Below are 25,579 nucleotides of genomic sequence, written 5' to 3'. Positions count from 1 at the left end.
TCATTTCTGGAATGTTAATGTTTTTATGATGACAGGAACAACATCGGTTTCGAGCACTTGGCCTATATCCAAATAGTCCCCATTTTCAACTTTAATTTGATCAATGCAAATGACGGATTGCACTGGAGCCTTCCTCTTGAGTGTTTGCCCGAGAACTTTTGCATAATCCCGGTCAAGGACAAGGACCAACTCTTGAGTTTGGTTCGGTTTTTGTTTCATTGCTTTGAGGATGGATTCAGCAAATTCATCGATTTCACGGAATCTTAAGTAAGGCAATTCTGAAAAATAAACCGCAAAATTCTGTCCGTCACGCTGTGGGTCATAGAGATCGAGTGCTTCTTCAATCCGCTTGGATAATTGGTTTATTTCCGTTTTAAAATCACCCTCGAATCGAATCTGGTAAACCGGCAAGTTTTTCATCGGCAATTTACGATGATCGGCTTCAATGGTTGCACCGCTGATTTCAGTCGTTTGCATTCCGGCGCCCAGCACTGTGGCCCGAACAGTTTCCTGCGGCTTTACCCAAGTCCACTCTGCAAGACTTGAGCTTTCCTTTAAGGAGGCGGCTAACATCCACCCGATATCATCGTATTGGGCCGACTGTACTGTTCCGGTCTCATGCTGATAAATGCATTCACTGATCCCGCCTGAGAACATAATCGCCTCAATATCTTCCACCCAGTTAGGTTCATGCCCCAGCAGCAACGTTAGATCCTCGTTTGTGAGTGCCTTTTTTAGCATCCGCACAATGACATCTGCCATAAAATCGGTTACTTGTTTTATAGCGGATGGATTTTTGGATTGCCCCTCCACCATCCTTGAATCCCATTGTCGCAGTAAATTCTTAACTGGCGGAGAAATACTCTGGATTTTATTATCGTTACATTCAATTAATCTGCCACCTACATGAAGCGTACAGGTTCCACAAAGTCTGCCAGATTTATAAACGGCTACATTGGCGGTACCCCCGCCGATATCGATATTGGCGATAACCTTTCCCGTATCTTTCGAATATTCATAGGCGCCCGATCCCTTAGCGGCAATAATTCCTTCTAAGTCAGGACCAGCTGTTGCCACTAGAAACTCCCCAGCCTGGTCAGACAGTTGATGCAGCATGACTTCTGCATTTGACTTTGTGGCTGTTTCACCCGTAATAATCACTGCCCCCGTTTGAATATCCTTCGGCTTAATACCAGCTTTCTGATATTCCTTTCTGACAAGGCCTTCAATTTTTTCAATATCAATCGTGGTTGGTGAAAGCAGCGGTGTCCGGTAAATCGGGCTGTGATAGATGACCTGTTTGTCAATAATTTCAATTCGCGGCACATGTGCCCCGCCAGCCATATTCATTAACGTGAACCGGCTGATTACCAGCTTTGTTGTACTTGTGCCTATATCGATCCCCGCACTGATCATTTCTTCTTTTTGCGGGCCTTTGAACTTCATCTCAACTCCCCCAAAAAAACAAAAAGCGCCCCTTTAACTATCCCAAATTAGATAGTTTAAAAGAGGCGCCATTGCCAGTAAATTCATTTGTTATTCATAATATAAATTATTTTCTGGATATTGTAAAGGCTTTCAATTAAAAAATAACAAATGGGGATGGATTTCCTTCAAGATACTTCTTCATTTCCTGTGTCGAATGGAAGTTTACCAGATTCCGGATCTCCTCTATTCCTTCATTTTTTATGGAAGAGGTAATGACAATTGGACCTTTGGTTACAATTACCTTTTTTAACAAAGAAATGGCTAGTTCAACGTCAGCCTGGTCAGAATCACTTTTTGTGACGACCCCTATGGGGATTTTATTGATTCCGGTGCTGAATCCTGGCGGGAAAATCATTTTCTTCTTGGTCGCATCCTGTAAAAACAAGACATGGGTCACTTCTAATGCTGTTGCCATGATATTTTTATAGTAGAACGGGTTTTCACAATATTCTCCTGGGGTATCAACAATCCAATCATAGTAATTCAGCGATTGCGTTTTGACAGCAGGCATTTCCCGGCGGAGCAATGCATTCGTTAATGTCGATTTTCCGGCCCCAATGGAACCGATCAGCATGGCTCGGTTCTTTTTCGTCATCCTATTTCCTCCTTTCTTAAAAAATTCTATTTTCTGATTCTATGACTTCGTGATATCCGCTGGGGTATATTTCAGCGTATCCTGCAAGAAACGGTTGATTTCCTGCATCGCCATTTCCACCTCTGAAACATTGCCGACAATCACTAGACTTCCGGTAAAGCGATCCAAAAATCCTAACTTGACATTAGCCGATTTGGTGGCTAAATCTCCGGCAATAATCACCGTCTCACTTGGGGTCAGCGTCAAAATCCCTAATGCCCCCGCCTCCTGTATCCCCAGTTTTTCAAACATATCCGGGTCCGGATTGGCAATAATATGGCTCAAAGTTACCTGTTTCCCTGGGACAAACTCCTGTATAAACCGCTTTTTCTCTTCGTTCACGACAAACCCACCTCTCAAATTAATAAAAAAATGCCTAATAGACTTTATTTTTATAAAAAATAAAACCTACTAAGCACCATTGCTTCATCTATTCACTTGTAAACTAACTTGGGTACTTCAAAATAATGTACTTTGCCACTTTTTCCATTGGCATTTGTTTTTTCATGCTAAGGTCTCTAATCTTATTGTAAGCCGTTTCCTCCGGTAAATTCAATTGTTTCATTAAAATTCCTTTTGCTTTTTCAACAATCTTTCGGTTTTTCAGTTCCCGATTCATTTCTTCTACTTTTTCTTTGTAAAGAATAGCATTTTCTGCCTGCTTTAAAGCAATTTCAACCGCCGGAATCAAGTTAGCCTCCGAAATCGGCTTTACAAGATACCCTAAAATATTTGCCTGCTTCGCTTTTTCTATATATTCCTTTTGACTATAGGCCGTTAACAGCAAAATCGGGATATTGAATTTGTTGGAAATAATCTCACTGGCCTTTAATCCGTTCAGCTTCGGCATTTTAATATCCATGATCATTAAGTCAGGCTTAAGGCTGTAAGCCAATTCAACTGCTTTCTCGCCATCAGCTGCTTCAGCCACAACATCAAAGCCCGCATCCTTTAACATGAGGGAAACATCTAATCGGACGATGGATTCATCTTCAACTACTATAATTCGCTTTTTCATTCCTTAAACCTCCCTCGCAATGGGAAATTCAACGATTGCTTCCGTTCCTTCCCTTGTTCCTTCAATAGAAAAATGGCCCATTAAATCGTGTTCAACCATCATTTTAACGATATCAAGTCCTAATGACGGATTCATGGAAGGAGTATAGCCTATTCCATTATCAATGACGAGGACTCTTACTGAAGAAGCCTCCTCCTGGATGACTACATCAATTTGGCCCTCAGTCATCTCCGCAAATGCATGCTTCACACAATTTTGGATTAATTCATTGATAACCAGAGCAACGGAAACAGCTAGATTCGATTTAATATGCATCTTTGGACCGGAATAGTTGATTGAAATCAATGTTCCTTCATGATCTTCACTAAAGACCAGCATATTCCCGATTTTTTCTATTAAACTAACAAGTTCTACATCATCCTGATTTTCAGAATTAGATAAGATGATTTCATAGACAGAGGCAATACTTAAAATTCGGTTAAGGCTCTTGATAAAATGAAACTTGCTTTCTTCGGGAACCCCTCTTCGCATCTGCAGCCGAAGAAGACTCGCTACCGTTTGCAAGTTATTTTTTACGCGATGATGGATTTCCCGAATAGCAACGGTCTTTACGGTAAGCTCCCTCTCTTTTTCGCGCAGCTCTGTTAAGTCACGAAAAATGATAAATGATCCGCTATTTTTCTCATGCTGCCCAAGAGCAATTTTTTTCATTTGAAAGACTTTATTTTGAATGATGATTTCTTGGATCACAAGTTCATCCGGCAGCCTGCACATTTCTGCAAGGTTTGGAAAATAGGAAGTAAAAAGTTTGCCGCTTTTACATTCCTCCGAACACATTTCTAAAACAAGATTCATTGCAGCAGGATTCGAATATTGAATCCGTATATCCTCGTCAATGATGAATAGAGCTTCCTCCATCACTTCTGGGATAAAAGGGCGATTTTCAGTCATTCCAAGTAAGAGTTCGCTAAGCGTCTCATTCGCCTCTGTTAACGCTTTCAGTTTATTTTGATTTTGGAGCTTATCACTGTTGTCTTTCTCCATGATCAACGTACCAATCACCCGGTTATGGATTCCAACAATCGGAACAACGCTTTGTTCGACCTTTTTCCCTTCCTGGGTTAAGGCATGATTGAGAAAAAGCGGCTTGCCCGTCCGAAACGTATAAAAAACAGCAGGCTCAAACGTTTCGTACGCAAACTTTCCGACTACCGGATTTTTATAGACAGAATTGGCCGTTGCTGGTGCTGCTTCTGCCACCACAATCGCATGCTTTTTTTCTCTTGTTTGACAATCGACAAACACATTTGCTTGATTTAAATCGGCAATTAATTGCAGGTTTTGAACGACTTCTTGGATCTTTTGTATATCTTGTTCCGATAGGTCTGTGTGAAGCTGACATAGAGTTACAACGGTGTTCATCTCAGTTTTAATCATGTCATTGCCCCAATCTTATTCTTCTAATATATAAAAATATTTTATATATCATTTAGATTAGTGTCAATCTTCTGTTTCTTTACAAAAAATGGTTCACCGTGACCAAAATTAATTGATAAAAAAAGTCATATATAAAAAAGAATTGATCATTTGTTTAATAAAACAACAAATATATACAAATACCAAAAAAGGCGCCTTTTTTCACAAAAGCACCCTAATGTGTAAAATTTTAAAGTCTATCGCTTCAATAATTAACGCATTAAGTAATAAATAGTGTTCCATTTAGTGCTTCAATGTACCTTTTCGCTGACCTATTAACGACCAAATCGGCTTCATCTTTAATAATGCGATGAAATGCGTCGTATAATCTATTAAATGTAAATTTATTTACCCTATCCGCGATTCTTTCAACTGTTACACTGGGCAGGGGAATGAAGTTAGGATAACTATACATAAAACTCACCCATTTACAATCAGCTGCCACACGTATAATATCTCCACTCAATAAAATTCCATTTTGACTGCTTCCATTTTTCCACTCTAAAACAGTACCGCCTTTATAATGTCCTCCGATTCTATGAAGGATAAGGCCTTCCTGCAATTCTTTCGATTCTCCAGACCAAAAAATGATTTTCTCGCTGGGTCTTGTCACCCATTCTTTATCATCTTCGTGAATATAAATTGGTGCATCGAATGCTTCAGCCCATTCTACTTGACTAGAGTAATAATGGGGATGTGATAAAGCAATAGCATCAATTCCGCCTAATTTGTTAATATGTGAAATGGTTGATGGATCAATATATGTAATACAATCCCACAATAAGTTGTAATGTCTATCTTTTACAAGATAAGCTGACTGTCCAATTCCAAAACTTGGATTCGTCTTTATGCTATGTAATCCTTCTTCTTGGAGCTCAATGATATTACTATAAGTACCAACCTCTATCAGCTTTTCTAATGTGGTCCACACCTGTCCTTTGGAACTAACAAATTGTCTTTCTTCCTCGCAAATCAAACATTGTTTTGGTGCTTCGATTGAACTTGAATACTGAACTCCACAAGTTTCACATATATATTTTTTCAAAAACACCTCTCCTTTACTTTTTCACTACTCACTTCTAATAACGTAGTTTTATAAAAAACTGTTTAAAACCTTATCCAGCCATAATAACAGCTGTCAAAAATATGATTTGTAAGATCGTTCGAAGAAATAATGGAGTAGTAGGCTTTCCGGCAATTGTAATACCTTTTCTTGAAGCAAAGATATTAGCTGGAAACATAATAATAAGTAGCAATGCCAAACCAATTGAAGAAATATTTGAAGTAAACGGAATCAGTAAACCTATAGCACCAATAATCTCAAGTATCCCCGTAATTGTCACCATGAGCCCTGGTTTTGGCACATTCGGAGGTACCATTTTGATAAGATCAGGACGTCTCTTTCCCCAATGAGCTGTCGCCGTAAATAAGAACATTAGAGCAACAGCACTCCGTAAAGAATTTTCCCACCCGTCAAAATAAGATATTCCTATAACACCTATAATGCGCAAAATAAAAAATGTTACGATAAGGATGATAAATGGAGCCATTTATATTTCCTCCTCTTAACAACCAAATTACCTATTGATGCTACTTGATTTTTATATGTATACTCTCTTCCTACCAAGTTATCACAATTTTTAGTGTAAACGCTCAACATATGAAGGCCTTCGGGACGTAAAACAGATGTTAAAATTGCCGAGTTGATCGCTCAACTTCTTCGCCACGGACTACTGAAAGCAAGTTTCATCCCCGATTGGAATCCATTCATCCAAACATATGTACCAGCCGGCTCTGGCATTTCATCCTGAATATTGACGAATAGATATTGATGATTTCATCAAACTATTATTTTTTCATAGCTATCATATTGAAAAAGTCTTAGATGCGAGTTCATGAAAGCAATCGATATTTCCCGTAATAGATGTGATACCACCTTATCGCGATTTGGGATATTATGATCTAGTAAAATACCCGCGACCGTTCCACTATGGGCCACAACGGTTCCTCCCTGATAGGTATCAGCTATTTTTTCTAAATGATGAAAAACAGGCTTAGGCAATATTTTTTGATTCACTCGTGCACTTATCGTAGCTGCCTTGCAAATATCAGCAAAATTTCTTTCCTTACAACCTCTTTTCACCAGATGATAGGCTTCTAAGAATTGCTTTTGATCCTCTCCGCTATAGGCTTTTCGAACTTGATTAAATTGGATTGTATCGATGGTTCCTCCGAGGTCTATCCCTACGAGGATATACGGAGGTAAGTCCCCGAAGCTTTCCAGGAGCTTACCGTTAAAATAATCATAGGCCACAATCCCTTCATACATCACCCCATCTGTTGGCTCAACCTTTGTGGAAATGGTTGAAATCATTTCATTGGTCAGTGGAAGAGAATAACTGTCAGAAATGGCTCTTAATGCGGCTGTGATATCAGCGGAGCTGCTGGCCAGCCCCTTGCCAGCTGGGATATTGGAGTGTATTTCAAGATGCCCTCCTTCCTTTATGTGAAATCGTTTGAGTAACAATTCCCCTGCTCTCATGGCTTTTGTCTTTGAATCTTCTACTCTTATTTTGGAAATGGACGGGTCTGGGGTAAAACTAGCCTCGCTTCTTAAACTTGGGATTGGCAGAGTGATTAAAAAAGGGCGGTCACCGATGACCCCTTGTACAAGTTCTCCAAACGTTCCATTACAGCTTCCTTTACCCTGTTTCATTTTTAATCTCCTCTCCATCCCCGGTTCGCTATGGCCCGTAACAATGGCAAAATGTCATGATGAGCCTCCTTTACGCTACTCTATTAAAATACCTGCCGATGCAAACGTAGCCATTTCCTTCAGCATTAATGTGGCTGCCTGTAAGATTGGGAAGGCAATCGCTGCCCCGCTTCCTTCCCCTAAACGCAAATCCAGATCAACAAGCGGCTTCTTTCTTAATAACTGAAGGGCTATTTCGTGTCCCGGTTCCACGGACTGATGTCCAGCAATCATATAATCACTTGCAGTCTCGCACATTTCCTTTGCCAGTAGTGCTGAAACCGTGCAGATAAACCCGTCGACCAAAATCGGAATCCTGTTTGCCGCTGCCGCTAGCATTGCACCCGTCATTCCCGCAATTTCCAAGCCGCCTATTTTCATTAAAATATCGATCGGATCGTTCCGGTCAGGATTTCTTTCCATTAGTGCTCTGGAAATAACATCTTGCTTATGGCTGATTTTTTCAGGTGCAATCCCTGTTCCCCGACCGACAAGCGTACGGATGTCCTGACCGCTTAAAACGGCTAGAATGGCACTGCTTGGTGTCGTATTGCCGATTCCCATTTCACCAAGAATTAAACATTTGCATCCATGCTTAATCATATGTTCAGCCCGTTCATAGCCAACGGTGATCGCTTTTTCCACTTCTTCTCTTGTCATCGCATTGTGCTTGCAAAAATTTCTTGTTCCGTAACGAATCTTCCGTTGCACTACACCGTCCGCCTCGATATCAGCGGCGACACCAATATCGACTACCTCAAACATCGCTCCAATTTGTCTGCTAAAGACATTAATCGCAGCACCGCTGTTTAAAAAGTTCATTACCATTTGCGCGGTCACTTCCTGCGGGTAAGCAGATACCCCTTCTTCGGACACTCCATGATCCGCTGCAAACACAATTACACCAGGAGGCGACACGACAGGAAAGGCTTCGGAAGTCATTTCCGCCAGTTGTATCGCCAATTCTTCCAATCTGCCTAAACTGCCTGGAGGTTTGGTTAAAATATCGATATACTCACGGACCTTTTGACCCATTTCTGCATCCAGAGGTGGAATCGTCGTTTTTAGATCATTCATTGTGTAATCCCCTTTTTTTGAATTCCTTCATTTTTTGTTCAATCAAATCAAGTTTTACGTGTGCCCTTACATGATCCGCTAACAAATCAAACGCTTCTTCACGCATTTGATTAAAAGATACCCGCTGATTAATAGGTGCCAATCCCTTTGTTTGGCGAATCTGATTCAATAGCTCCTTACGAAATTCATCATTATGAAAAATCCCATGAAAGTATGTGCCAATGATCCTTTCATCTGACGTTTTACAGCCATCTGATCGGCCTTGTGTTTCAATGAGCCCATTGGATTCTCTAGTCTTCTTTGTTTCTCCCATATGAATCTCATAACCTGACACGTTGAAATGTTTGCCGTAAAGACTTAAGAGCCCGTTTGATAATACGGTTGTCTTGTCTTTTGTAATCGTCGTCCGAATGGGCAGTAAGTCAAGACCTTCGGCTTCTTGGTGGAGTGACTCGATTGCCAACGGGTCCTCGATTTTTTCACCAAGCATTTGATAGCCGCCGCAGACCCCAAATAGCACGGTTTGGTTCTTTTTCTGTAATTCCACGATTTTCTCGGATATTCCACTTTTTCTTAAAAAGAGCAAATCCTCGATGGTATTCTTAGTTCCTGGAAGAATCACTAAATCTGGATTGTGTAATTGATCCGCTCTTGTAATAAACCGAACATGGCAATCAGGTTCGGCAAAAAAAGGATCCACATCAGTGAAGTTGGAAATTTTCGGATACTGAACCACTACAATATCAAGTTCTTTTTCGGTATTTTGGACAGATGTATATTGATTTAAAATAACTGAATCCTCGGCATCGATATTTAAATTTTGCAAATAAGGAATCACACCGAGAACTGGTTTACCTGTATATTCCTCAAACCATGTTAATCCAGGTTCCAGGAGCCGAATATCGCCGCGGAATTTATTAATGATGACGCCAATGACACGGGCACGGTCTTCAGGCTCCATTAGCTGAAGGGTTCCTACTAAACTGGCAAAAACTCCGCCTTTCTCGATATCCCCAATCAAAATCACAGGGGCGTCAGCCATTCTTGCGACCCGCATATTGACCATTTCCCTGTCATTCAGATTAATCTCGGCAGGACTGCCCGCCCCTTCAATGACAATCCGTTCATACTTTTCTGACAGAATAGCAAGCGATTCTTTAATAAGCTCAATACCCGTTTGAAAGAATTCCTTGCGATACGCACTGGCTTCCATATTTTTATACGGTTTTCCATGGACCACAATTTGGGATTGGTTATCCCGATTCGGTTTGATCAGAATCGGATTCATATCAGTTGTCGCCTGAATCCCTGCTGCTTCGGCCTGGACCCCCTGTGCTCTTCCTATCTCTTTTCCGTCAACTGTGATATAAGAGTTTAAGGCCATATTTTGCGATTTAAAAGGAACCGTTTTATATCCATCCTGGGCGAACATACGGCAAAAGGCCGTCACGACGACACTTTTGCCGACATCAGAATTGGTACCTTGAAACATCAGTTTAAGAGCTTTCGCCATTTTCTTTGAACTCCTAACATTTCTTGATTTAATTTCCGACCAGCCCAGGGCACGAGCCAAAATCAAAATGAGTATACAATACCAGTTGTCTACCCTCTAATTATGGTGATGATGATGTTCATACCCATGTTCTTCCGCATATTTACGGAAATTTTCTAAATCTAGCATTCCAGTCGAAGTGCCGTTTAAGGCCTGATTCATACGTTCTAACAGTACCGTTCTTAACTTTGGATGATAGCCAAAATACTGAGCGATATCAATTGATACATGCGGATAAGACTCTTTAAACTGTTCGGCCATATTATTCATTCTTTTCATTAAAATTCCCGTGAATAAAAAATACGGCAGCATGATGATTTTTTTTGCACCTAATTTAATACAGCGTTCCATCCCATCCTGCACATTTGGCGTCGTTACCCCCATAAAGGCACTTTCAACGATAGATACATTTAATTTCTCCCACAATAATCTGCTGATTTTATAAAAATCACCATTAGCATATGGATCGCTGCCGCCACGTCCAATTAATAAAATGGCCGTATCCTCATGCTTTTGATTCACATCAAAACCTGCTTCAGTCAGTCTTGTTTTTAAAATTTCAAAGACTTCCTCATGAATACCAATCGTTTGGCCATAGGTAAATAGAACATCCGGGAAATGCTCTTTAGCATGTTCGATTTCGGCAGGAATGTGCAGTTTTGAATGTCCTGCATGTAATAAAATGATGGGAATTACATGGATTTCATCTGCACCTTTTTCAACACACAACTGAATCCCATCTTCAATATTTGGTGATGCAAATTCTAAAAAACATGTTTCAACTAAAAGGGATGGATCAACGTATTCTGTCATTTGCCCGACAAATTCGCGAACCTCTGTATTCCCTGCCTCCAGCCTGCTGCCATGTCCAACAAATAATACAGCTTTTTTCACCGGTCCATTACCTTTCTTGTATTTTTCAATTCCTTTTATGCGATCTTCGCTGCGTTTCCGTACACCGTGCTCCATTGAATAAATTATCGCATCTTCTTTAACTTCTTCATGAACAATATCACGTGCAGTTTCTTCATGTTGAACCGAATACCATGTCCCTTTTGGGTAATCAATTACGACGCATTTATCTTTACAGCGGCCGTTACAGCGTGTACGCGATGTATGAATAAGCTCATCTAAACGGTTTTTCCGGATTTCGTCTCGAATTTGCTGCGTGACCTCCTCAGCTCCTGCTCCCATACAGGTTGCCCCATTGCAAATGAGTAAGTGACGCTGCATTTGCGTTAAATTCCATGTTGTCATAAAGTGACCTCCCCCTCTCCCATCATCTTGTAACCATTATGTCTATTTTGTATATCAACAGTGCCCCCGACTAGAGCCCCTATTAGTAAAGTCAAAACGTAACTTAGTCATGTAACTTCACAGGCTCCCAACTAATGACCGCAGCATAGAATGGGTGTCGGTACACATACTGGCCATCATCTATTACAATGAAGCGTTCGAGTGATGCCTTGACATGTGTCATATCAAACCGGGGTGATAGGATTTTTTTACTTTGTGCTTCATATAATTGCTGCAATGTATCATAACGATATTCACGCTCCAGCTCTAGCATTTCACAATTTGCATAAATTCCTAACTGATACAGCATATTGACGATGGTAATATAATCACGGCGAGGATATTTAATGTCATAGCCAAACTGCTCATCTAAAATAACGTAATGCGGCTGAATAGGTCCTGTTGTTACGCCAATGATGGCGCGCTTTTTGGCAAGCCTGTTCATTTTTTTCAGCGCCGCATTCATTTCATACATACGATAAAAGCAGTTCACCCCAAGCACAACATCATGCTGCTCAATTTGCGTTTCTTCCCATTTACTATGAACGAACTGAACATTTGCATCGTTTTCAAAGTATTGTTGTAAATAAGCAAGCACACTTTCAGAACCATCCACTAACGTTAAACTTTTGACATCCTGACGGAGTTGGAAGGTATAGTTGCCCCATCCCGGCCCCATTTCAATACAAGTTGAACTTTGCGGGATATGCGGTTTCATTTTTTCGTAGATTTTTTTTGCATAGTCATCTGTTTGCTTGTATGTTTTTTTCTTCATGGACTGAGCCCAAAATGCTTCTTCCAGCTCATCATCGATCATTCGTTCTGGCATCTTGCCATGCCAGTCTAACATGCCTTCTTTCCACAGCTTTTCAAAATCAAATTGTAAAGGGGATTCTTTTATCATTGAATTTTCTCCTCAATCTCGACAACAAAACTGGAAAACCCTTTTCTGGTGAATTGGGTGCCAGTTTGTGATTTACCCATGGCGTCCTGAGTGCTTAAAACTCAAGCCCCTTCATCGCTTTAACATCCTGTTCCGCATAATAATGTTTTGTGGCATCAATTGTTGACACTAAATCAGCTAAAGCGAGTAGCGATGGATGTGCAGAACGGCCTGTGATGACAAGGTGCATCGTTTTAGGACGGTTTTGTATGGCCGTTAACACCTCTTGTACTGGCAATACATCATCGATTGGAAAACGAGTGATGGCTAACGCATTATTCAGCTCATCCAGTACTAAAACATCTGTTGTTTCATCCTTTAGCTCTTCTTTTACAGTCTGCCAAGCTTTTGCAAGTGCATCACGATGCTCCTCCGGTGTTTTCGTCCATGTAAAACCAATTCCTAATTGCACTGTTTCAACACCAAGTTTTCGCAGAGCAATTTGTTCACCATATGTACGTTCAGGTGATTTAATAAATTGAAAGTATTTCACCTTCATGCCGCGGCCAATTGCACGTAATGCCACACCAAGTGAAGCAGTTGTTTTTCCTTTGCCTTCTCCTGTATAAACTAACAGCATCCCCTGTCGAGCCATGTACAAACCTCCCTATAGCCACGTTGTTTTTTCTGCAAATGGTGTACGCTTTTTCGCGGAAGTGATTTCTTCTGCAGGGTAACCAATGCATAACGTCCCTACTAATTGCTCTCCATCCGATGCACCAATAAAATCATGTAATGCTGTATCATGCACTAAGCCAACACCGCGTGTACGCCAGACCATGCCTAAACCCAGCTGTTCGGCCATTAACCACATCGACATAATCGCACCGCTGACTGCAAAGGTATTATCTTTTGTGGCGCCTTCATCTCCTTCAACAATGGCAGATGTCACCACTATGACAAGCGGTGTTTTTGTGATGGCCTCCATTGAACTTTCCACTAAATGTGGTTTTGTTGAGAAACGTTTTTGTAAATAATCCAGTGCAACCTGCTCATAACGTTTTAAGCTGTCGCCCTGTAACACATAGAAATGCCAGGGCTCCCGCATACGGTCATTTGGTGCAAACGTTGCCGCTTCTAATAACGTCTCAATTTTGTCACGTTCCACTTCGCGCGTTTCAAATTGGCGAATTGCACGTCGCTTTTTTAAGGCATCTAACATAATTCATGCTCCTTTTCTATAAACCAGGAAATTTGATCCCTTACACTAACCACATCGCCAACTAAAATCATGGCTGGATTAGTGATACGATGGATTTGAATATCTTGTGCAATCGTGGAGAGATTGCCAGTAATCGTACGCTGATTTTTAGTTGTGCCCCATTCAATGACGGCAACAGGGGTTGTTTCACTTTTGCCATAGGTTATTAGGCTTTTCGATATATGCGCGATATTGCCTATGCTCATATAAAAGGCGACCGTATCAATTTGAGCAAGCGCGGACCAATTTAAAAAGTCCTGCTCCTTTTCTGGGCGGCCATGACCTGTAACAATCGCAAAGCTTGCAGCATGATCACGATGTGTCACAGGAATCCCTGCATAAGCAGGCGCGGCAATCCCGGCTGTAATACCAGGCACGATTTCAAACGGAATATCGGCTTGCCGTAACATCGCGGCTTCTTCTGCACCACGTCCAAAGACAAATGGGTCACCGCCTTTTAAGCGAAGAACCTGCTTGCCAAGATTGGCTTGTTCCACTAGCACACGATGAATTTCATCTTGAATCAGTCCATGCCTGCCTGGTTCTTTTCCACAATAAATCAGCTCGGCGTCTGCTTTCGCATGTTTTAATAATTCAGCATTCACCAGTCGGTCATATAAAATCACATCTGCTTGCTGAATGCACTCTAGTCCACGAATCGTCAATAGTTTTGGGTCACCAGGACCAGCTCCTACAATATATACAAATCCGCTCACTGTTTTTCTCCTATACGCTGCTGCAGCCACGCTTCACATTTTTGTTTTTCACCTTGCTCCATCCATTGTAATAACTGTGGATCCAGGAGCTCTGCTAATAGCTGTTTTTTCTCATCGCCCGTAAACAGTTGTATAATTTGCTGACGTGCTTCCTTTAAAAATGAAACATACTGCGCGTATTGTACTCCAAATTGCTCTTCTAAATTTGTCTTTACTTGGCGTGTCAGACCTGGACTAGCTCCAGACGTCGATACAGTCAATATGAAATCACCGCGGCGAACGACTGCTGGATTGATAAAATCAACACGACCTTTTGCATCCGCACGGCTCAGTAATTGCCAATGCTGTGCCGCTTCTTCCACTGCATTATTTACCTCTTCGTCATTTGTAACAGCGAAAATCAGTGCTGCATCATCTAAATCAGCAGGTTCAAATGCTTTTTCTTTCCATGTTACAAGCCCTTCATTGATGTAATGCTGCAATTTCTCAGTTACTGCTGGGCTTATTACTGTCACTAGCGCCTTTGTTGGCAGCAGCGCTTCCGCCTTTTGACGTGCTACATGTCCGCCCCCAACAATAACAACCTTTTTGTAGTCAATATTCATTAATAGTGGGAAATAATCCATTGTTTACCTCCAAACATGCTGTCAGCCAATTTTCCACAACCTGTGGATTCGAAGCAAAATGAAAGTGTGTATAACCAGCAACAATATTTTTATGTAGATAACCTTCCTGCTGAGCACGAAAGCGGCCTTTACTAAAATAAGCCGGTGATGTATGCTCCCCCTCATACGTTGAGTAATGGAACTCATGCCCTTTTGCCTGCTCCTCTTCCTTGATTAGAAAGTTTCCAGGAACACCTGTAATTTCCCGGTATCCTAGTGCTGCTAATTTATCTTGCATCCGCACACGTCCTGGAATGATCCCGAGCATCGGGAATACCTGTCCTTGACGATTCACAATTTCCTCTGTTAAATACATAAAACCGCCGCATTCCGCTAATGTTGGCACCCCTCGCTCAAGCACGGCTCTTATTGATTGCTTCGTTTCCTCATTTTCCGCCAAGATTTTAGCAAACTCTTCCGGGAAACCGCCGCCGATATACAGCCCCTGCGCTTTTTCTGGAACTTCTTCATTTTGTAATGGAGAGAAGTAATGCAATGTGGCACCATATGCTCGGAGTAATTCTAGATTTTCTTCATAATAGAAGTTAAAGGCGGCATCCTTTGCAACTGCAATATGTACTTCTTGTTTTTGCGGCTGTGCATCAAAGATAGATTCAGCAACGTCCAATGGTTGTGTTTTTGTAATTTCCAGCAGTTGTTCAATATCCACTGTTTCTTCGATTGCTTCTGCAAGACTATCAAAATATGAATCTAAATCACCACGTTCAATGGCTGGTACTAAACCCAGATGACGGCTTGGCATCAAAGGGACAGCTCCTTTTGGCAGATAGCCAATGACAGGAATTCCACATTCTTGTTCAATTGCTGCTTTGACAATTTCAAAATGGCTTTTACTTCCTAATTGATTGGCAATAACACCAACAATATTTGAATTCTCATCTAACAGTTGAAATCCTTTGACAATCGCTGACGCACTTCTTGCCTTACTTGCTGCATTGACAATTAAAATGACGGGACTATTTGTAATCGCACTAATATGAGCAGCAGATCCTTCATTTGATAATGGGGATTTGCCATCATAAAAGCCCATCACTCCTTCAATAATAGCTGCATCTGCATCTTTGCTCGCTCTTGCGACAATGGCACGGACTGTATCATGGGACATCATGAAACTATCAATATTCCGAGAAGGGCGTTTTGTGACAGCTGTATGATACGTTGGGTCAATATAGTCCGGCCCGCATTTAAAGCCCTGGACTGTTAATCCACGCTTCATAAGCGTACGCATGATGCCGATAGTGAATGTTGTTTTTCCAACACCGCTTCCTGTGCCGGCTAGAACAAATCGATTCATCGTACTTCCTCCTCAAAGTTGACACGTGCAATGGATATCGTCACATTTCCGCTTTTCTTTTTCTCCAGCAGTAACTCTTTCGCATTCGCATAGCGCAATGCGGCCGGCTCACTTACTCCATATGCACCTGTAAATTTAAAGACTGTTTCCGATGGGTTTTGCATCGGTATTTCATTTAGCTGGTCAGGTGTGTAAGTTACAAACGGCCAGTTATATTTAGCAGTTAATTCAAGCAGGCCAGTTTCGTTTTTCTTTAAATCGATGGTCGCAACTGCTTTGACACTTTTTTTACTTAAACGCAACTCCGCTAATGTTTCATCTATAACTTGTTCAATTTCTGCCATTGACGTACCACGATTACAGCCAATGCCAAGTACAATTGATTTTGGGCGATACAAAACTCCGTTTCCGAGCAGGACCTCTTCATGTGCCTCAATTAAACGATCTGTAATAAGCAGTGCCGCTTGTGGCTTTGCCATAATCGCTTCCTCTATCGTTGGATAAATTTTTAAATTGCCCGGCATTGAGCGATCGTACATCCACCAATTTTTTTCACCCGTTTCCTGCACGATCGCAACATGCTCTTCATTGACAACCGATGCACTAACAGGTGTTAATTTTTCTTCACTTTCCCACATCCACCCAAATTGGGCGCCAAATAAATCCACGGGAATCGTTTTTTGAACATCAGACGCGGTTGTAACAACGGGTGAAGCACCAATCGCATTGGCAAACTCATGGGTTAAGGCATTGGCACCGCCAATATGACCTGATAAAACGCTGACGACATACTGGCCTTTATCATCCACCACTAACACGGCAGGATCTTTCTTTTTATCAATCAAAAGCGGAGCAATCATGCGAACAACAGCACCGAGGGAAATGATGCAAATGATTCCTTTATACTGCTGGAACAAAGCGGGCAATAATAGGCGAACCGTACCATCAAATAACTGAATTTGGCGCGCCTCTTCGTCCCCCTGTTCGAATTTCTTCATATAATAAAGATCCGCATATGGGAATTTTTCCGTGTAGCTTCTTGCATGTGCCACCCCATGTTTCGTTATGGCAACGAGGGCATATGGTTTGCGCTTTTCGATTACAGGAATTTCCCCTTCACGTAAACTAATCATTCGCCCTTCACACCTTTGCGGAAGCCGTGAGTAAAGGTTTTGTCATAAAGCTTCGAACGATAATTTTTTTCATGGATATGCGGGTCTAATGCCCAGCCTGCTAGAATCATCGCATGCTTGCGAATGCCATTGACACGCATTGCTTCATCTAATTCAGCTAGTGTTGTGCGAACGATTTTTTGGTCAGGCCACGAAGCACGCTGTACAACCGCAACTGGAGTATCGTCTGCCCAGCCTGCTGCCTGCAATTCTTTGGTAATTTTCTTGGTTAATGTTGCACTTAAAAACATGGCAATCGTACAGTGATGGCTTGCAAGTGCCTGTAATTTTTCACGCTCTGGCACAGGTGTACGCCCTTCAGCCCGCGTTAAAATGAGCGTTTGAGTTAAATCAGGAATCGTCAGCTCTGCACCAACAGCTGCTGCAGATGCAAAAACAGAACTTACACCTGGCACCACTTCATAGCTAATATCATGCTGCTTCAATAGAGCCACTTGCTCCATCGTTGCCCCGTACATCGCCGGGTCACCTGTATGTAAACGTACAACCTTTTTGCCTGCATTGACACGCTCGACAATACAATCCACCATTTCCTGCAGATGCATCCCTGCTGTGCGGATAATTTCGGCCGACTCCTTCGCTTCCGCTACTAACGTTTCGCTTACGAGAGAATCCGTATACATCACAACATCCGCTTCTTTTAATAACTTTAAGCCTTTCACTGTGATTAAATCCGGATCTCCCGGACCTGCTCCAATAATCCAAAGTTTCTTCATTATTTGCGCACCACCATACATGACAAGTAATTTAATTCTGTACCCCGTAGTTCATTGATCTTCCAAATTACCTCTTCGTCAGATGTAACTTTTGTAACAACATGTGCTTTTTCTAATAAATTCATTTCCTTCAGTAGATCGAGCATTGCGTCTATCACTTTTGCTACTTTGATAAAGACGATCGCATCGTGGTTTTCAATCACACGGCGCATTTCATCCATATCCTCCGTAGCAGGAATCATGGCGACATGGTCATCACCATCAGCCAATGCAATCCCTAAGCGATTAACAGAACCATTAAACGATGAAATGCCTGCTACCGTTTCAATCGGAACATCCGGGTACATCGATTTCATTAAGTTCATTAAATGTATAAATGTGCTGAACAGCATCGGATCCCCTTCAGTCACAAAAGCTACATCTTTTCCTTGAACTAAATAGCTATAAATAGCTTCCACAGATTTTGTCCACTCAGTTCTTAATGTATCTTCATCTTTTGTCATGGGGAATACTAAACCAAGCATCTCTTTTTCTGCCGGGTTAATATACACTTCCACAATTCGATGGGCATAAGATTTACTGCCCTTTAATTTTTTAGGATAAGCAATGACCGGACTTTCCTGCAATCTGCGAAATGCTTTTACAGTGATTAATTCTGGATCTCCCGGCCCAACACCTAATCCAAATAAGGTTCCTATTCTCATGATTCTTTTCCTTTCTTTGCTGTCACAATATAGATTGGATTTAACGGTTCAAAACGTGTTAAATTTAAGATTGGTTTACTTTTTGAAATTTGTGCCTGTAATATCGATACTTCACAACCTAATGCTTTTAGATGCTGCAGCGCTTCTGCCAGATTTTCAATCGTTGCAATATTCATAACAAGGCGTCCATTTGGCTGTAAGCGTGAAATACATGTTTGCAATAAATGCTCCATATTTCCACCGTTGCCGCCAATAAAAATCGCATGCGGATCTGGAAATTCATCCAAACGGTCGGGTGCCTTCCCCAGCACTGCAACAAAATCTGTACGATGTTTTAATTGATTTTCCAAGCAGTTTTCAAGGTCAGCATCATTTTTTTCAATTGCATACACGGAACCTTCCCGAGCCATTTTCGCTGCCTCTATCGCAACTGAACCTGTGCAGGTTCCTATATCCCAAACAATGCTATTTTCCTTAATCCCTAACTCTTGTAGACAAAGCGTCCGAATTTCTCTTTTCGTAATCAATCCTTTATCTGGCTTTCGCTGAAGAAATGCATTATCCGGAATTCCAAGAGAAGAACGTTCCACTACCTCACGCTGTTTTAAAATTACAACATTCAATGGAAAAAAGGAGGTTTGCTCCATTTCGTCCAATGTGAAGGAGCGACAGCGCTCGTTTTTACCTTGTAGATTTTCAGCAACGAAGGCATCATATTCTGTCATGCCAAAACGCTTTAAATACGTTGCAATTGCCTGCGGAGAATTCGTTTCGTCTGTTAAAATAGCAATTTTTTTACGTCCATCAATTCTTTGTGCAAACCCTTTAATAGAACGGCCGTGCAAGCTGACAATATACGCATCCTGCCAGCTTTCCTGCATTTTAGAGAAAGCAAGCTGTACCGAACTGGTATAAGGATAAATCTCTAATGAAAGCTTCTTCGCAAGTACACTGCCAAGTCCATAAAACAGTGGGTCACCGGACACTAATATAACGACATTTCGTGTTTCTTGCTGTAATTCAGCTGTTAATGCTGACAAACCGCCTTTGATTACTCTTTTTTCTTTTTTATATTCCGGGAAAAATTTTAAATGACGCTCCCCGCCTATAAGCACATCACATTCATTGATCCACTCAGCATATTGGGGGAGCAAACCTTCCGCGCCATTATCCCCTATACCAATCATCTTCATCCAATTTGTCAATATTCTCAGCCTTTCCTAAACAGTCTCCATTCATGGCATACAAGGTTGTCGATACTTTCATGTCAGTATCCATATGATTCAGTGCATAGTAGCAGCAGTTTTTGCAAAGTGCTGCAAAGAATGCCTCGTTTCCCTGAAGCATTTCACCAACCTGTGAAGCTGTATTCGCCTGTAAAATTTCTCGCTGTGCCTCCTCATCAACACCCACTTTATTGGCAATACCTGCTAAAAACTCAAAGCTAATAGGTGCACTTTTTGAGTGAACCATCATAACGCCTTGGGCAACTTTTGAGAACTTCCCCATCATCCCTACTAACGAGACTCTCGGAATCTTCTTCCGTGCAATATTTTTTAACGTAAAACCAACAAAATCGCCCATTTCTATAAATGCTTCTTCTGGTAAATGAGGATATTGCTTCATCGCATATTTTTCACTGCGTCCACCCGTTGTAATGACTAAATGCTCACATCCTGATTCTTTTGCTACATTAATCGCTTGTACGATACTTGCCATATAAGCAGAACTTGAAAATGGAACCACAGTTCCCCGTGTTCCTAATATCGAAATTCCACCGATTATGCCTAACCGCCCATTCAATGTTTTTTCAGCAATTTCTTCACCATCTGGTACAGAAATGATTACTTCAATTCCGCAATCCAATTTAAATTTTTCAATTGCTTCTTGAACAACACCATTTATCATTTTACGTGGTACGGGGTTTATCGCTGCTTGACCCACTGGTACTGGTAGTCCAGCTTTTGTCACACGCCCTACACCAACCCCGCCATCTAAATGAATGCCTTTTTCTTTGGAATAACAAACGGTACTCTGAATTCGTGCTTGATGCGTAGCATCAGGGTCGTCACCGGCATCTTTGATCGTTTCACACATTACCCTTGTATCTGACACTTCAAATGCGGTTACTTTAAATGTTGCATATTGTCCAACCGGTAAATAAATCGTGACTTCATCTGGTACCTTTCCCACGACAAGAGCTTGCAGTGCTGCCTTTGTCATCGCTGTTGCACAAGCTCCTGTCGTGTAGCCGTGGCGCATTTGTGAAGGATCTTTTTTATTTCGTTTCTTTTGCTCGTTCATCCGCCATAATCGAAATGGCATTAAGTGCAGCGACCGTCACTGTACTGCCACCCTTTCTCCCTGCGTTCGTAATAAATGGAATCCCTTCCAGCACTGCTAACTCCGCTTTCGACTCTGCTGCTGATACAAAGCCGACTGGCATTCCAATAATTAAATCCGGTTTTGCCACACCGTCTTTTATTAAACGAATTAATTCCAGCAGCGCGGTTGGCGCATTGCCAATGGCATAAATTCCTCCTTCATGTAAACGCGTTGCTTTTTGCATGGAAATAATAGCCCGTGTTGTTCCTTGAGACTTTGCTTCCTTTGAAACATCTTCATCCGCAATATAACAATGTAAGTCCCCGCCATGTTTTTGGAATCGTTTCCGACCTGAACCACTTTCAATCATTTGTACATCCGCCACTACATGACGGCCCGCTAAAATGGATTGAATCCCTGCCTCAATGGCATCTGGCGTAAAAATCATGCTGCGGCCTAACTCAAAATCTGCTGAAGCGTGAATCACCCGCCGAACAACTAACCATTGCTCATCTGTAAATGGATGTTCGCCCATTTCTTCTTTAATAATGGCGAAACTGTGATCATAAATCTTGTCTGGATCGACCGTTAAAGGAATAAATTTTGTATTAAAGTTCATGTTTGCCATGAATAAAACCTCCTAATAGTTGAGTTACTTCTTCGAAAGAAGTACCGAAATTTTCATATTCTATCGCTGGCCGCTTTATTAAAATTACTGGAATCCCTAATTGCAGAGCAGCTGTCATTTTTTCATCAATAGAGCCCACTTTGCCACTTTCTTTTGTAATCATTAGAGTCACATTATATTGCTCACATAGTGCTTTATTTAAAGATTCCGAAAATGGTCCCTGAATCGCAATAATGTCCTTTTGTCTGATACCTAAACTATTGCACTTTTCCATGTTCCCTATATTTGGAAGCATTCTGCAAATAAGCCGAATTTCATCACGTATTAAATATTTGGTGAATATTTCCAAGGTTTTGCTTCCTGTTGTCAGCATGATCGTCCCTTTGTGAGATTGAGCTAATTTAGCTGCTTCTTCATAACTTTCAACTTCTGTAATTAGTGGAGAAATAAACTGTTCTTCCGGCCTTTCATAACGAATATAGGGAATATCACATGCTTGTGCTGCTGCCATTGCGGTTTTCGAAGCTTCTTCCGCATATGGATGGCTGGCATCGATGACACAGGTCATCTTTTGCTTCTGGATAAGCGCCATCATGTCATCAACTGATAACCGCCCGACTTGATAAGGAATATGGTGGGCCTTTAAACTTTCGGCTGCAGATTCTGTGACAACTGTTGCTAATAAAGGATAGCCTTGATTTTGCAATTGAATGGCTAATGCTCTCGCATCACTTGTGCCTGCTAAAAATAAAATCATGTCTTCCTCCTAATCTCCACATGGTGCCGGCTCGACTTCAATTTTGGAGCTCATATCCTGATAGTTAAAATACTGAATTTTTTTCACTCTTTTAAAATATTTAAAAAGGCGTTCATTTGGATGAGCATTTTGTTTGTACTCTTCTATAATTTTCGTTAATAACGGCAGTAGCTGATCTGGTTCAATTCCTTCTGCTACTGGCTGTGCTGCATGGGCTGTACGGCCAACCGGCTTTGCGCCAATGAATAAATCAAATTTTTTCTTGCGGTAAACGATTCCGATATCATCGAATACTGCCCGATAACAGGCCATACCACAGCCGTTGAAACCAATATGTAATTCTTTTGGAAGCTTTAAGCCTCCTAATTTTGCTGCTATTTCTTCAGCATATGGGATCGATTCTGCTTTTTCACCGTAGCAAAAATCACAAGCTTTTACATTTAATACATCGCCTACTGGCATGACAATTAAATCATTTTTTTCAAGTTTTTCAACAATCGATTCCGGTTGATCTGTTGGAATCTTTAGTAAAAAACGATGATCCGGTGTATATTCCATGGTGCCTGTCTCGCCAATGGTTTCTGCCAATACGCGCATTTGCTCTGGCTTAATAAATTTATTAGCAACACCAGGTGAAACAGCAAATTCAAATATATTTTCGATCGGCTGGTGAACCAAATGCGGATGTTCTATTTCCGATTTTGATACCATAGATAAAGCCTTTAAGGCCAAATCTAATGAGCTTACATCCTGTTTTTTTCTTTCAATTTGCTCATAGCCAGCTTTCGATTCCCCTGTTTCTTGATTTAATGCCCATGGTTCGGCTTCTTTTTTCAAACGCTGATGCGGTTTTAGGCTTTGCTTTTCTTCACCTAACGTATATTTACGCTGATAACCTCGAGGGGTAATGATTTTATTGTCATAAAAGAAAGTTGAAGAATTCCCGATAATAACCGTTGTCAGCATTCCTATATCATGTTCAAGCATTTCAGCCAGTGTTGTCAGCACTACATTTTGATTTTCACGATAGGCACTTTTCACAAGTCCCACCGGTGTTTCAGGCGAACGATATTTTAATAGAATATTTTGTGCCTCTACGATTTGGCGTGTCCGTCGACCGCTTTTCGGATTATATAAAGCTATTACGAAATCTGCCATCGCAGCTGCTTCAATGCGCTTTTCTATTACAGTCCAAGGCGTCAAATGATCACTTAAACTGATCGTGCAGGAATCATGCATGACTGGTGCACCCAATAAACTCGCACAAGAATTAATGGCTGAAATACCTGGAACAATTTCTACCGCAATTCCTTCTTTTTCAGTCCACCCTTTTTCAATCAGTACTTCATACACTAATCCAGCCATACCATAAACGCCTGAATCTCCGCTGGAAATGACTGAGACAATAAGGCCTGCTTCAGCTTTCTTAACTGCATCCTGTGCACGTGACACTTCTTCTGTCATCCCCGTACTGACAATGGATTTTGCTGTCACGAAAGGTTCAATTAGCTCCACATATGTTTTATAGCCAATAATACAATCACTTTGCTGCAAGGCAACTACAGCTCGATTTGTAATATGCTCACGATCACCGGGACCGAAGCCAACAACAAAAATTTTTCCCTTTTTCATAAACTTACCTCCAAATAAAAAATGCCTGCACTCCTTTTAAAAGGAATACAGGCATGTGAATTGGCAGTATAAAAAAAGCATACTGAAACACAAAAAACAATAGGTATCATTGTCCCGCCTATACTTCTCCCTCCGAAAAGCAAGTGTCGTTTAAATAAGCAGGTTTCCTGACTTAAGCTTCTTTTTACTCTTACACCTTCCCAATTTCTCAGTGGCATTGTAATTTCATCAGCTCTTACAGTAGCGGGGGCTGTACTAGACTTTCACTAGTTTCCCTTTTACCTCACAATAGTGAGCACTTATTTAAAGTATTTATTAATTTTTTTATAACTATACCATATAATCTCGAAAGTTAACATACTATTTTTTTTGAAAGCTTTTGACCTCGGATACTTTTTATTGGATAAATTCGTTCTTTGAAATTTTTCAAGCACTTTCATAATCCAAGGTTCTTGTAAATGGCTTTTTTCAAGAATTTCTCTTTTATTAAAAACCTCACTTGACTGTTCCTTGAACTAACAAATGCCATTGTTTAAGATGATAACCTCATCTACCCACTCATAAGATGATCTACATAATGTGTAGACAATAGAATTGATAGGTAAAAAAAAGAGCTCTGACAGAATAAAATTGTCAGAGCGTTTTTAATTAATTCGTAGTATTTATTTCATGTATTTGTCTCTTAGAGCGAAAACTTATAAAAATAAATGAAGTGACTAAGAAAATGAAAAGAATGATTCCCACGATTTCGAAATCTAGTTCTGCCCAAGGGTTAAAGAAAGTAAATGCCAGATAGAATGAAACTCCGTATGATAAAAAGACAATCATCCAACCCATTAGTCTTGACGCAGCTTGACCGATTTTGCTGGACTGATTCACCATTTTATAAACAATCATAGAATCAATTGTATCTGTAATCATCATGCCAAACATAAAAACTAATCCTAAAAATAAAGGTGTGTATTTACCTGAGTTACTTGCTGCCATGGACCAGACAGCTGTTTGACTTACAGTCTCGGCAGCTAAGGCAAACAAAGCCCCTACTAAAATGATAAGAAAGGGATTTGTAGTTCCCTTCGCAACTTTCGGAATAAACTTTCCCTTTAATCCACTAAGTTGAAATTCTTCCTTATTATTTTTAGTGCGTAACAGATTGTAAGTATTTAAAGTGCCAATGAGGAATAAAGAAATAATGGATACCCATGATGCAAAATTATCAAAATAAGCTGGGAATGAAAAATTCTTTATCACCATTCCCAAAATCCCAGCCGTCAGCGCTACCATTCCTCCATGACCAAATGAAAATAACGTACCAACCCAACGTGCAAATGGACTTCCCATTCTCCAGTTATAACGGGTTTGTCCATCAATAAAGGCAAGATGATCCGCATCTAACCCATGTCGAAGTCCCAATACAAAAACAAGTAAAAACAGTGATACAGTTTCCATTTAAAAATTCCTCCCCTTTATAAACAAAATACAACATAA

At 40.9% G+C, this 25,579-nt stretch carries 26 protein-coding genes and 1 riboswitch; all 26 genes read right to left on the bottom strand.

The annotated features are described in order from the left end of the window. The 26 genes from QNH17_RS14170 to QNH17_RS14045 all read right to left on the bottom strand — a co-directional run bounded on the left by QNH17_RS14170 (window position 1) and on the right by QNH17_RS14045 (window position 25,540). Window positions 1-1,446 carry an ethanolamine ammonia-lyase reactivating factor EutA gene (locus QNH17_RS14170; protein ID WP_283879270.1) on the bottom strand — a complete coding sequence of 482 codons (1,446 nt, stop codon included), beginning with the start codon at window positions 1,444-1,446 and terminating at the stop codon, window positions 1-3. 136 nt (window positions 1,447-1,582) lie between these two features. After that, window positions 1,583-2,083, bottom strand: a complete 501-nt coding sequence (locus QNH17_RS14165) for a EutP/PduV family microcompartment system protein (RefSeq protein WP_283879269.1) — start codon at window positions 2,081-2,083, stop codon at window positions 1,583-1,585. Window positions 2,084-2,122: 39 nt separating this feature from the next. Continuing rightward, complete coding sequence (gene eutS, locus QNH17_RS14160; RefSeq protein WP_283879268.1) at window positions 2,123-2,464, bottom strand: ethanolamine utilization microcompartment protein EutS; 342 nt, start codon at window positions 2,462-2,464, stop codon at window positions 2,123-2,125. 103 nt (window positions 2,465-2,567) lie between these two features. Beyond that, complete coding sequence (locus tag QNH17_RS14155) at window positions 2,568-3,140, bottom strand: ANTAR domain-containing response regulator (RefSeq protein ID WP_283879267.1); 573 nt, start codon at window positions 3,138-3,140, stop codon at window positions 2,568-2,570. 3 nt (window positions 3,141-3,143) lie between these two features. Next, window positions 3,144-4,577 carry a sensor histidine kinase gene (locus QNH17_RS14150; RefSeq protein ID WP_283879266.1) on the bottom strand — a complete coding sequence of 478 codons (1,434 nt, stop codon included), beginning with the start codon at window positions 4,575-4,577 and terminating at the stop codon, window positions 3,144-3,146. 259 nt (window positions 4,578-4,836) lie between these two features. Next, the gene (locus QNH17_RS14145; protein ID WP_283879265.1) at window positions 4,837-5,661 is read right to left on the bottom strand and encodes an MBL fold metallo-hydrolase; all 825 of its coding nucleotides are present in this window, start codon (window positions 5,659-5,661) and stop codon (window positions 4,837-4,839) included. A 70-nt stretch (window positions 5,662-5,731) separates the two neighbouring features. Next, window positions 5,732-6,166: a DoxX family protein gene (locus QNH17_RS14140; protein ID WP_283879264.1), complete on the bottom strand. Its 435-nt coding sequence runs from the start codon at window positions 6,164-6,166 to the stop codon at window positions 5,732-5,734. Window positions 6,167-6,456: 290 nt separating this feature from the next. Beyond that, window positions 6,457-7,332, bottom strand: coding sequence for a GHMP family kinase ATP-binding protein (locus tag QNH17_RS14135; protein ID WP_283879263.1), 876 nt, complete (start codon window positions 7,330-7,332; stop codon window positions 6,457-6,459). A 75-nt stretch (window positions 7,333-7,407) separates the two neighbouring features. After that, window positions 7,408-8,448: a nicotinate-nucleotide--dimethylbenzimidazole phosphoribosyltransferase gene (gene cobT, locus QNH17_RS14130; RefSeq protein ID WP_283879262.1), complete on the bottom strand. Its 1,041-nt coding sequence runs from the start codon at window positions 8,446-8,448 to the stop codon at window positions 7,408-7,410. Further along, entirely contained in the window at window positions 8,441-9,961 is a 1,521-nt protein-coding gene (locus tag QNH17_RS14125) for a cobyric acid synthase (protein ID WP_283879261.1), read from the bottom strand. The genes cobT and QNH17_RS14125 overlap by 8 nt, the downstream gene beginning before the upstream one ends. Window positions 9,962-10,057: 96 nt before the next feature. Continuing rightward, a complete protein-coding gene (locus QNH17_RS14120; protein WP_283879260.1) occupies window positions 10,058-11,257 on the bottom strand; it encodes a CbiX/SirB N-terminal domain-containing protein in 1,200 nt (399 codons plus the stop codon). 103 nt (window positions 11,258-11,360) lie between these two features. After that, window positions 11,361-12,200, bottom strand: coding sequence for a methyltransferase domain-containing protein (locus tag QNH17_RS14115; RefSeq protein WP_283879259.1), 840 nt, complete (start codon window positions 12,198-12,200; stop codon window positions 11,361-11,363). A 94-nt stretch (window positions 12,201-12,294) separates the two neighbouring features. Beyond that, on the bottom strand, window positions 12,295-12,834 hold the full coding sequence (locus tag QNH17_RS14110; RefSeq protein ID WP_098574125.1) for a cob(I)yrinic acid a,c-diamide adenosyltransferase: 540 nt from the start codon (window positions 12,832-12,834) through the stop codon (window positions 12,295-12,297). 12 nt (window positions 12,835-12,846) lie between these two features. Beyond that, window positions 12,847-13,401, bottom strand: coding sequence for a nitroreductase family protein (locus QNH17_RS14105; RefSeq protein ID WP_283879258.1), 555 nt, complete (start codon window positions 13,399-13,401; stop codon window positions 12,847-12,849). Beyond that, complete coding sequence (cobA, locus tag QNH17_RS14100) at window positions 13,395-14,156, bottom strand: uroporphyrinogen-III C-methyltransferase (RefSeq protein WP_283879257.1); 762 nt, start codon at window positions 14,154-14,156, stop codon at window positions 13,395-13,397. The genes QNH17_RS14105 and cobA overlap by 7 nt, the downstream gene beginning before the upstream one ends. Then, entirely contained in the window at window positions 14,153-14,782 is a 630-nt protein-coding gene (locus tag QNH17_RS14095; RefSeq protein ID WP_283879256.1) for a precorrin-2 dehydrogenase/sirohydrochlorin ferrochelatase family protein, read from the bottom strand. The genes cobA and QNH17_RS14095 overlap by 4 nt, the downstream gene beginning before the upstream one ends. After that, complete coding sequence (locus QNH17_RS14090; RefSeq protein ID WP_283879255.1) at window positions 14,751-16,136, bottom strand: cobyrinic acid a,c-diamide synthase CobB; 1,386 nt, start codon at window positions 16,134-16,136, stop codon at window positions 14,751-14,753. The genes QNH17_RS14095 and QNH17_RS14090 overlap by 32 nt, the downstream gene beginning before the upstream one ends. Beyond that, a complete protein-coding gene (locus QNH17_RS14085; protein ID WP_283879254.1) occupies window positions 16,133-17,269 on the bottom strand; it encodes a cobalt-precorrin 5A hydrolase in 1,137 nt (378 codons plus the stop codon). The genes QNH17_RS14090 and QNH17_RS14085 overlap by 4 nt, the downstream gene beginning before the upstream one ends. Next, window positions 17,266-18,045, bottom strand: a complete 780-nt coding sequence (gene cobM, locus QNH17_RS14080) for a precorrin-4 C(11)-methyltransferase (RefSeq protein ID WP_283879253.1) — start codon at window positions 18,043-18,045, stop codon at window positions 17,266-17,268. The genes QNH17_RS14085 and cobM overlap by 4 nt, the downstream gene beginning before the upstream one ends. Continuing rightward, on the bottom strand, window positions 18,045-18,749 hold the full coding sequence (gene cobI, locus QNH17_RS14075) for a precorrin-2 C(20)-methyltransferase (protein ID WP_283879252.1): 705 nt from the start codon (window positions 18,747-18,749) through the stop codon (window positions 18,045-18,047). The genes cobM and cobI overlap by 1 nt, the downstream gene beginning before the upstream one ends. After that, on the bottom strand, window positions 18,746-19,942 hold the full coding sequence (gene cbiE, locus QNH17_RS14070; protein WP_283879502.1) for a precorrin-6y C5,15-methyltransferase (decarboxylating) subunit CbiE: 1,197 nt from the start codon (window positions 19,940-19,942) through the stop codon (window positions 18,746-18,748). Before cbiE ends, cobI begins: the two co-directional genes overlap by 4 nt. Next, a complete protein-coding gene (locus tag QNH17_RS14065) occupies window positions 19,917-21,053 on the bottom strand; it encodes a cobalt-precorrin-5B (C(1))-methyltransferase (protein ID WP_283879501.1) in 1,137 nt (378 codons plus the stop codon). The genes cbiE and QNH17_RS14065 overlap by 26 nt, the downstream gene beginning before the upstream one ends. Then, on the bottom strand, window positions 21,028-21,702 hold the full coding sequence (locus tag QNH17_RS14060) for a precorrin-8X methylmutase (protein WP_283879251.1): 675 nt from the start codon (window positions 21,700-21,702) through the stop codon (window positions 21,028-21,030). Before QNH17_RS14060 ends, QNH17_RS14065 begins: the two co-directional genes overlap by 26 nt. After that, entirely contained in the window at window positions 21,683-22,459 is a 777-nt protein-coding gene (cobK, locus tag QNH17_RS14055; protein ID WP_283879250.1) for a precorrin-6A reductase, read from the bottom strand. Before cobK ends, QNH17_RS14060 begins: the two co-directional genes overlap by 20 nt. Window positions 22,460-22,468: 9 nt before the next feature. Then, window positions 22,469-24,091, bottom strand: coding sequence for a precorrin-3B C(17)-methyltransferase (gene cobJ, locus QNH17_RS14050; RefSeq protein WP_283879249.1), 1,623 nt, complete (start codon window positions 24,089-24,091; stop codon window positions 22,469-22,471). A gap of 140 nt (window positions 24,092-24,231) precedes the next feature. Beyond that, window positions 24,232-24,409, bottom strand: a riboswitch (cobalamin riboswitch). A 330-nt stretch (window positions 24,410-24,739) separates the two neighbouring features. Beyond that, the gene (locus QNH17_RS14045; RefSeq protein ID WP_283879248.1) at window positions 24,740-25,540 is read right to left on the bottom strand and encodes a HoxN/HupN/NixA family nickel/cobalt transporter; all 801 of its coding nucleotides are present in this window, start codon (window positions 25,538-25,540) and stop codon (window positions 24,740-24,742) included. Between the last annotated feature and the right edge of the window lie 39 nt (window positions 25,541-25,579).

This window comes from Neobacillus sp. SuZ13 (genome assembly GCF_030123365.1).
In the GTDB taxonomy this organism is placed as follows: Bacteria; Bacillota; Bacilli; order Bacillales; family Cytobacillaceae; genus Neobacillus.
The sequence above is the reverse complement of the archived record's forward strand: the minus strand, read 5'-3'. Positions and strand labels throughout refer to the sequence as shown.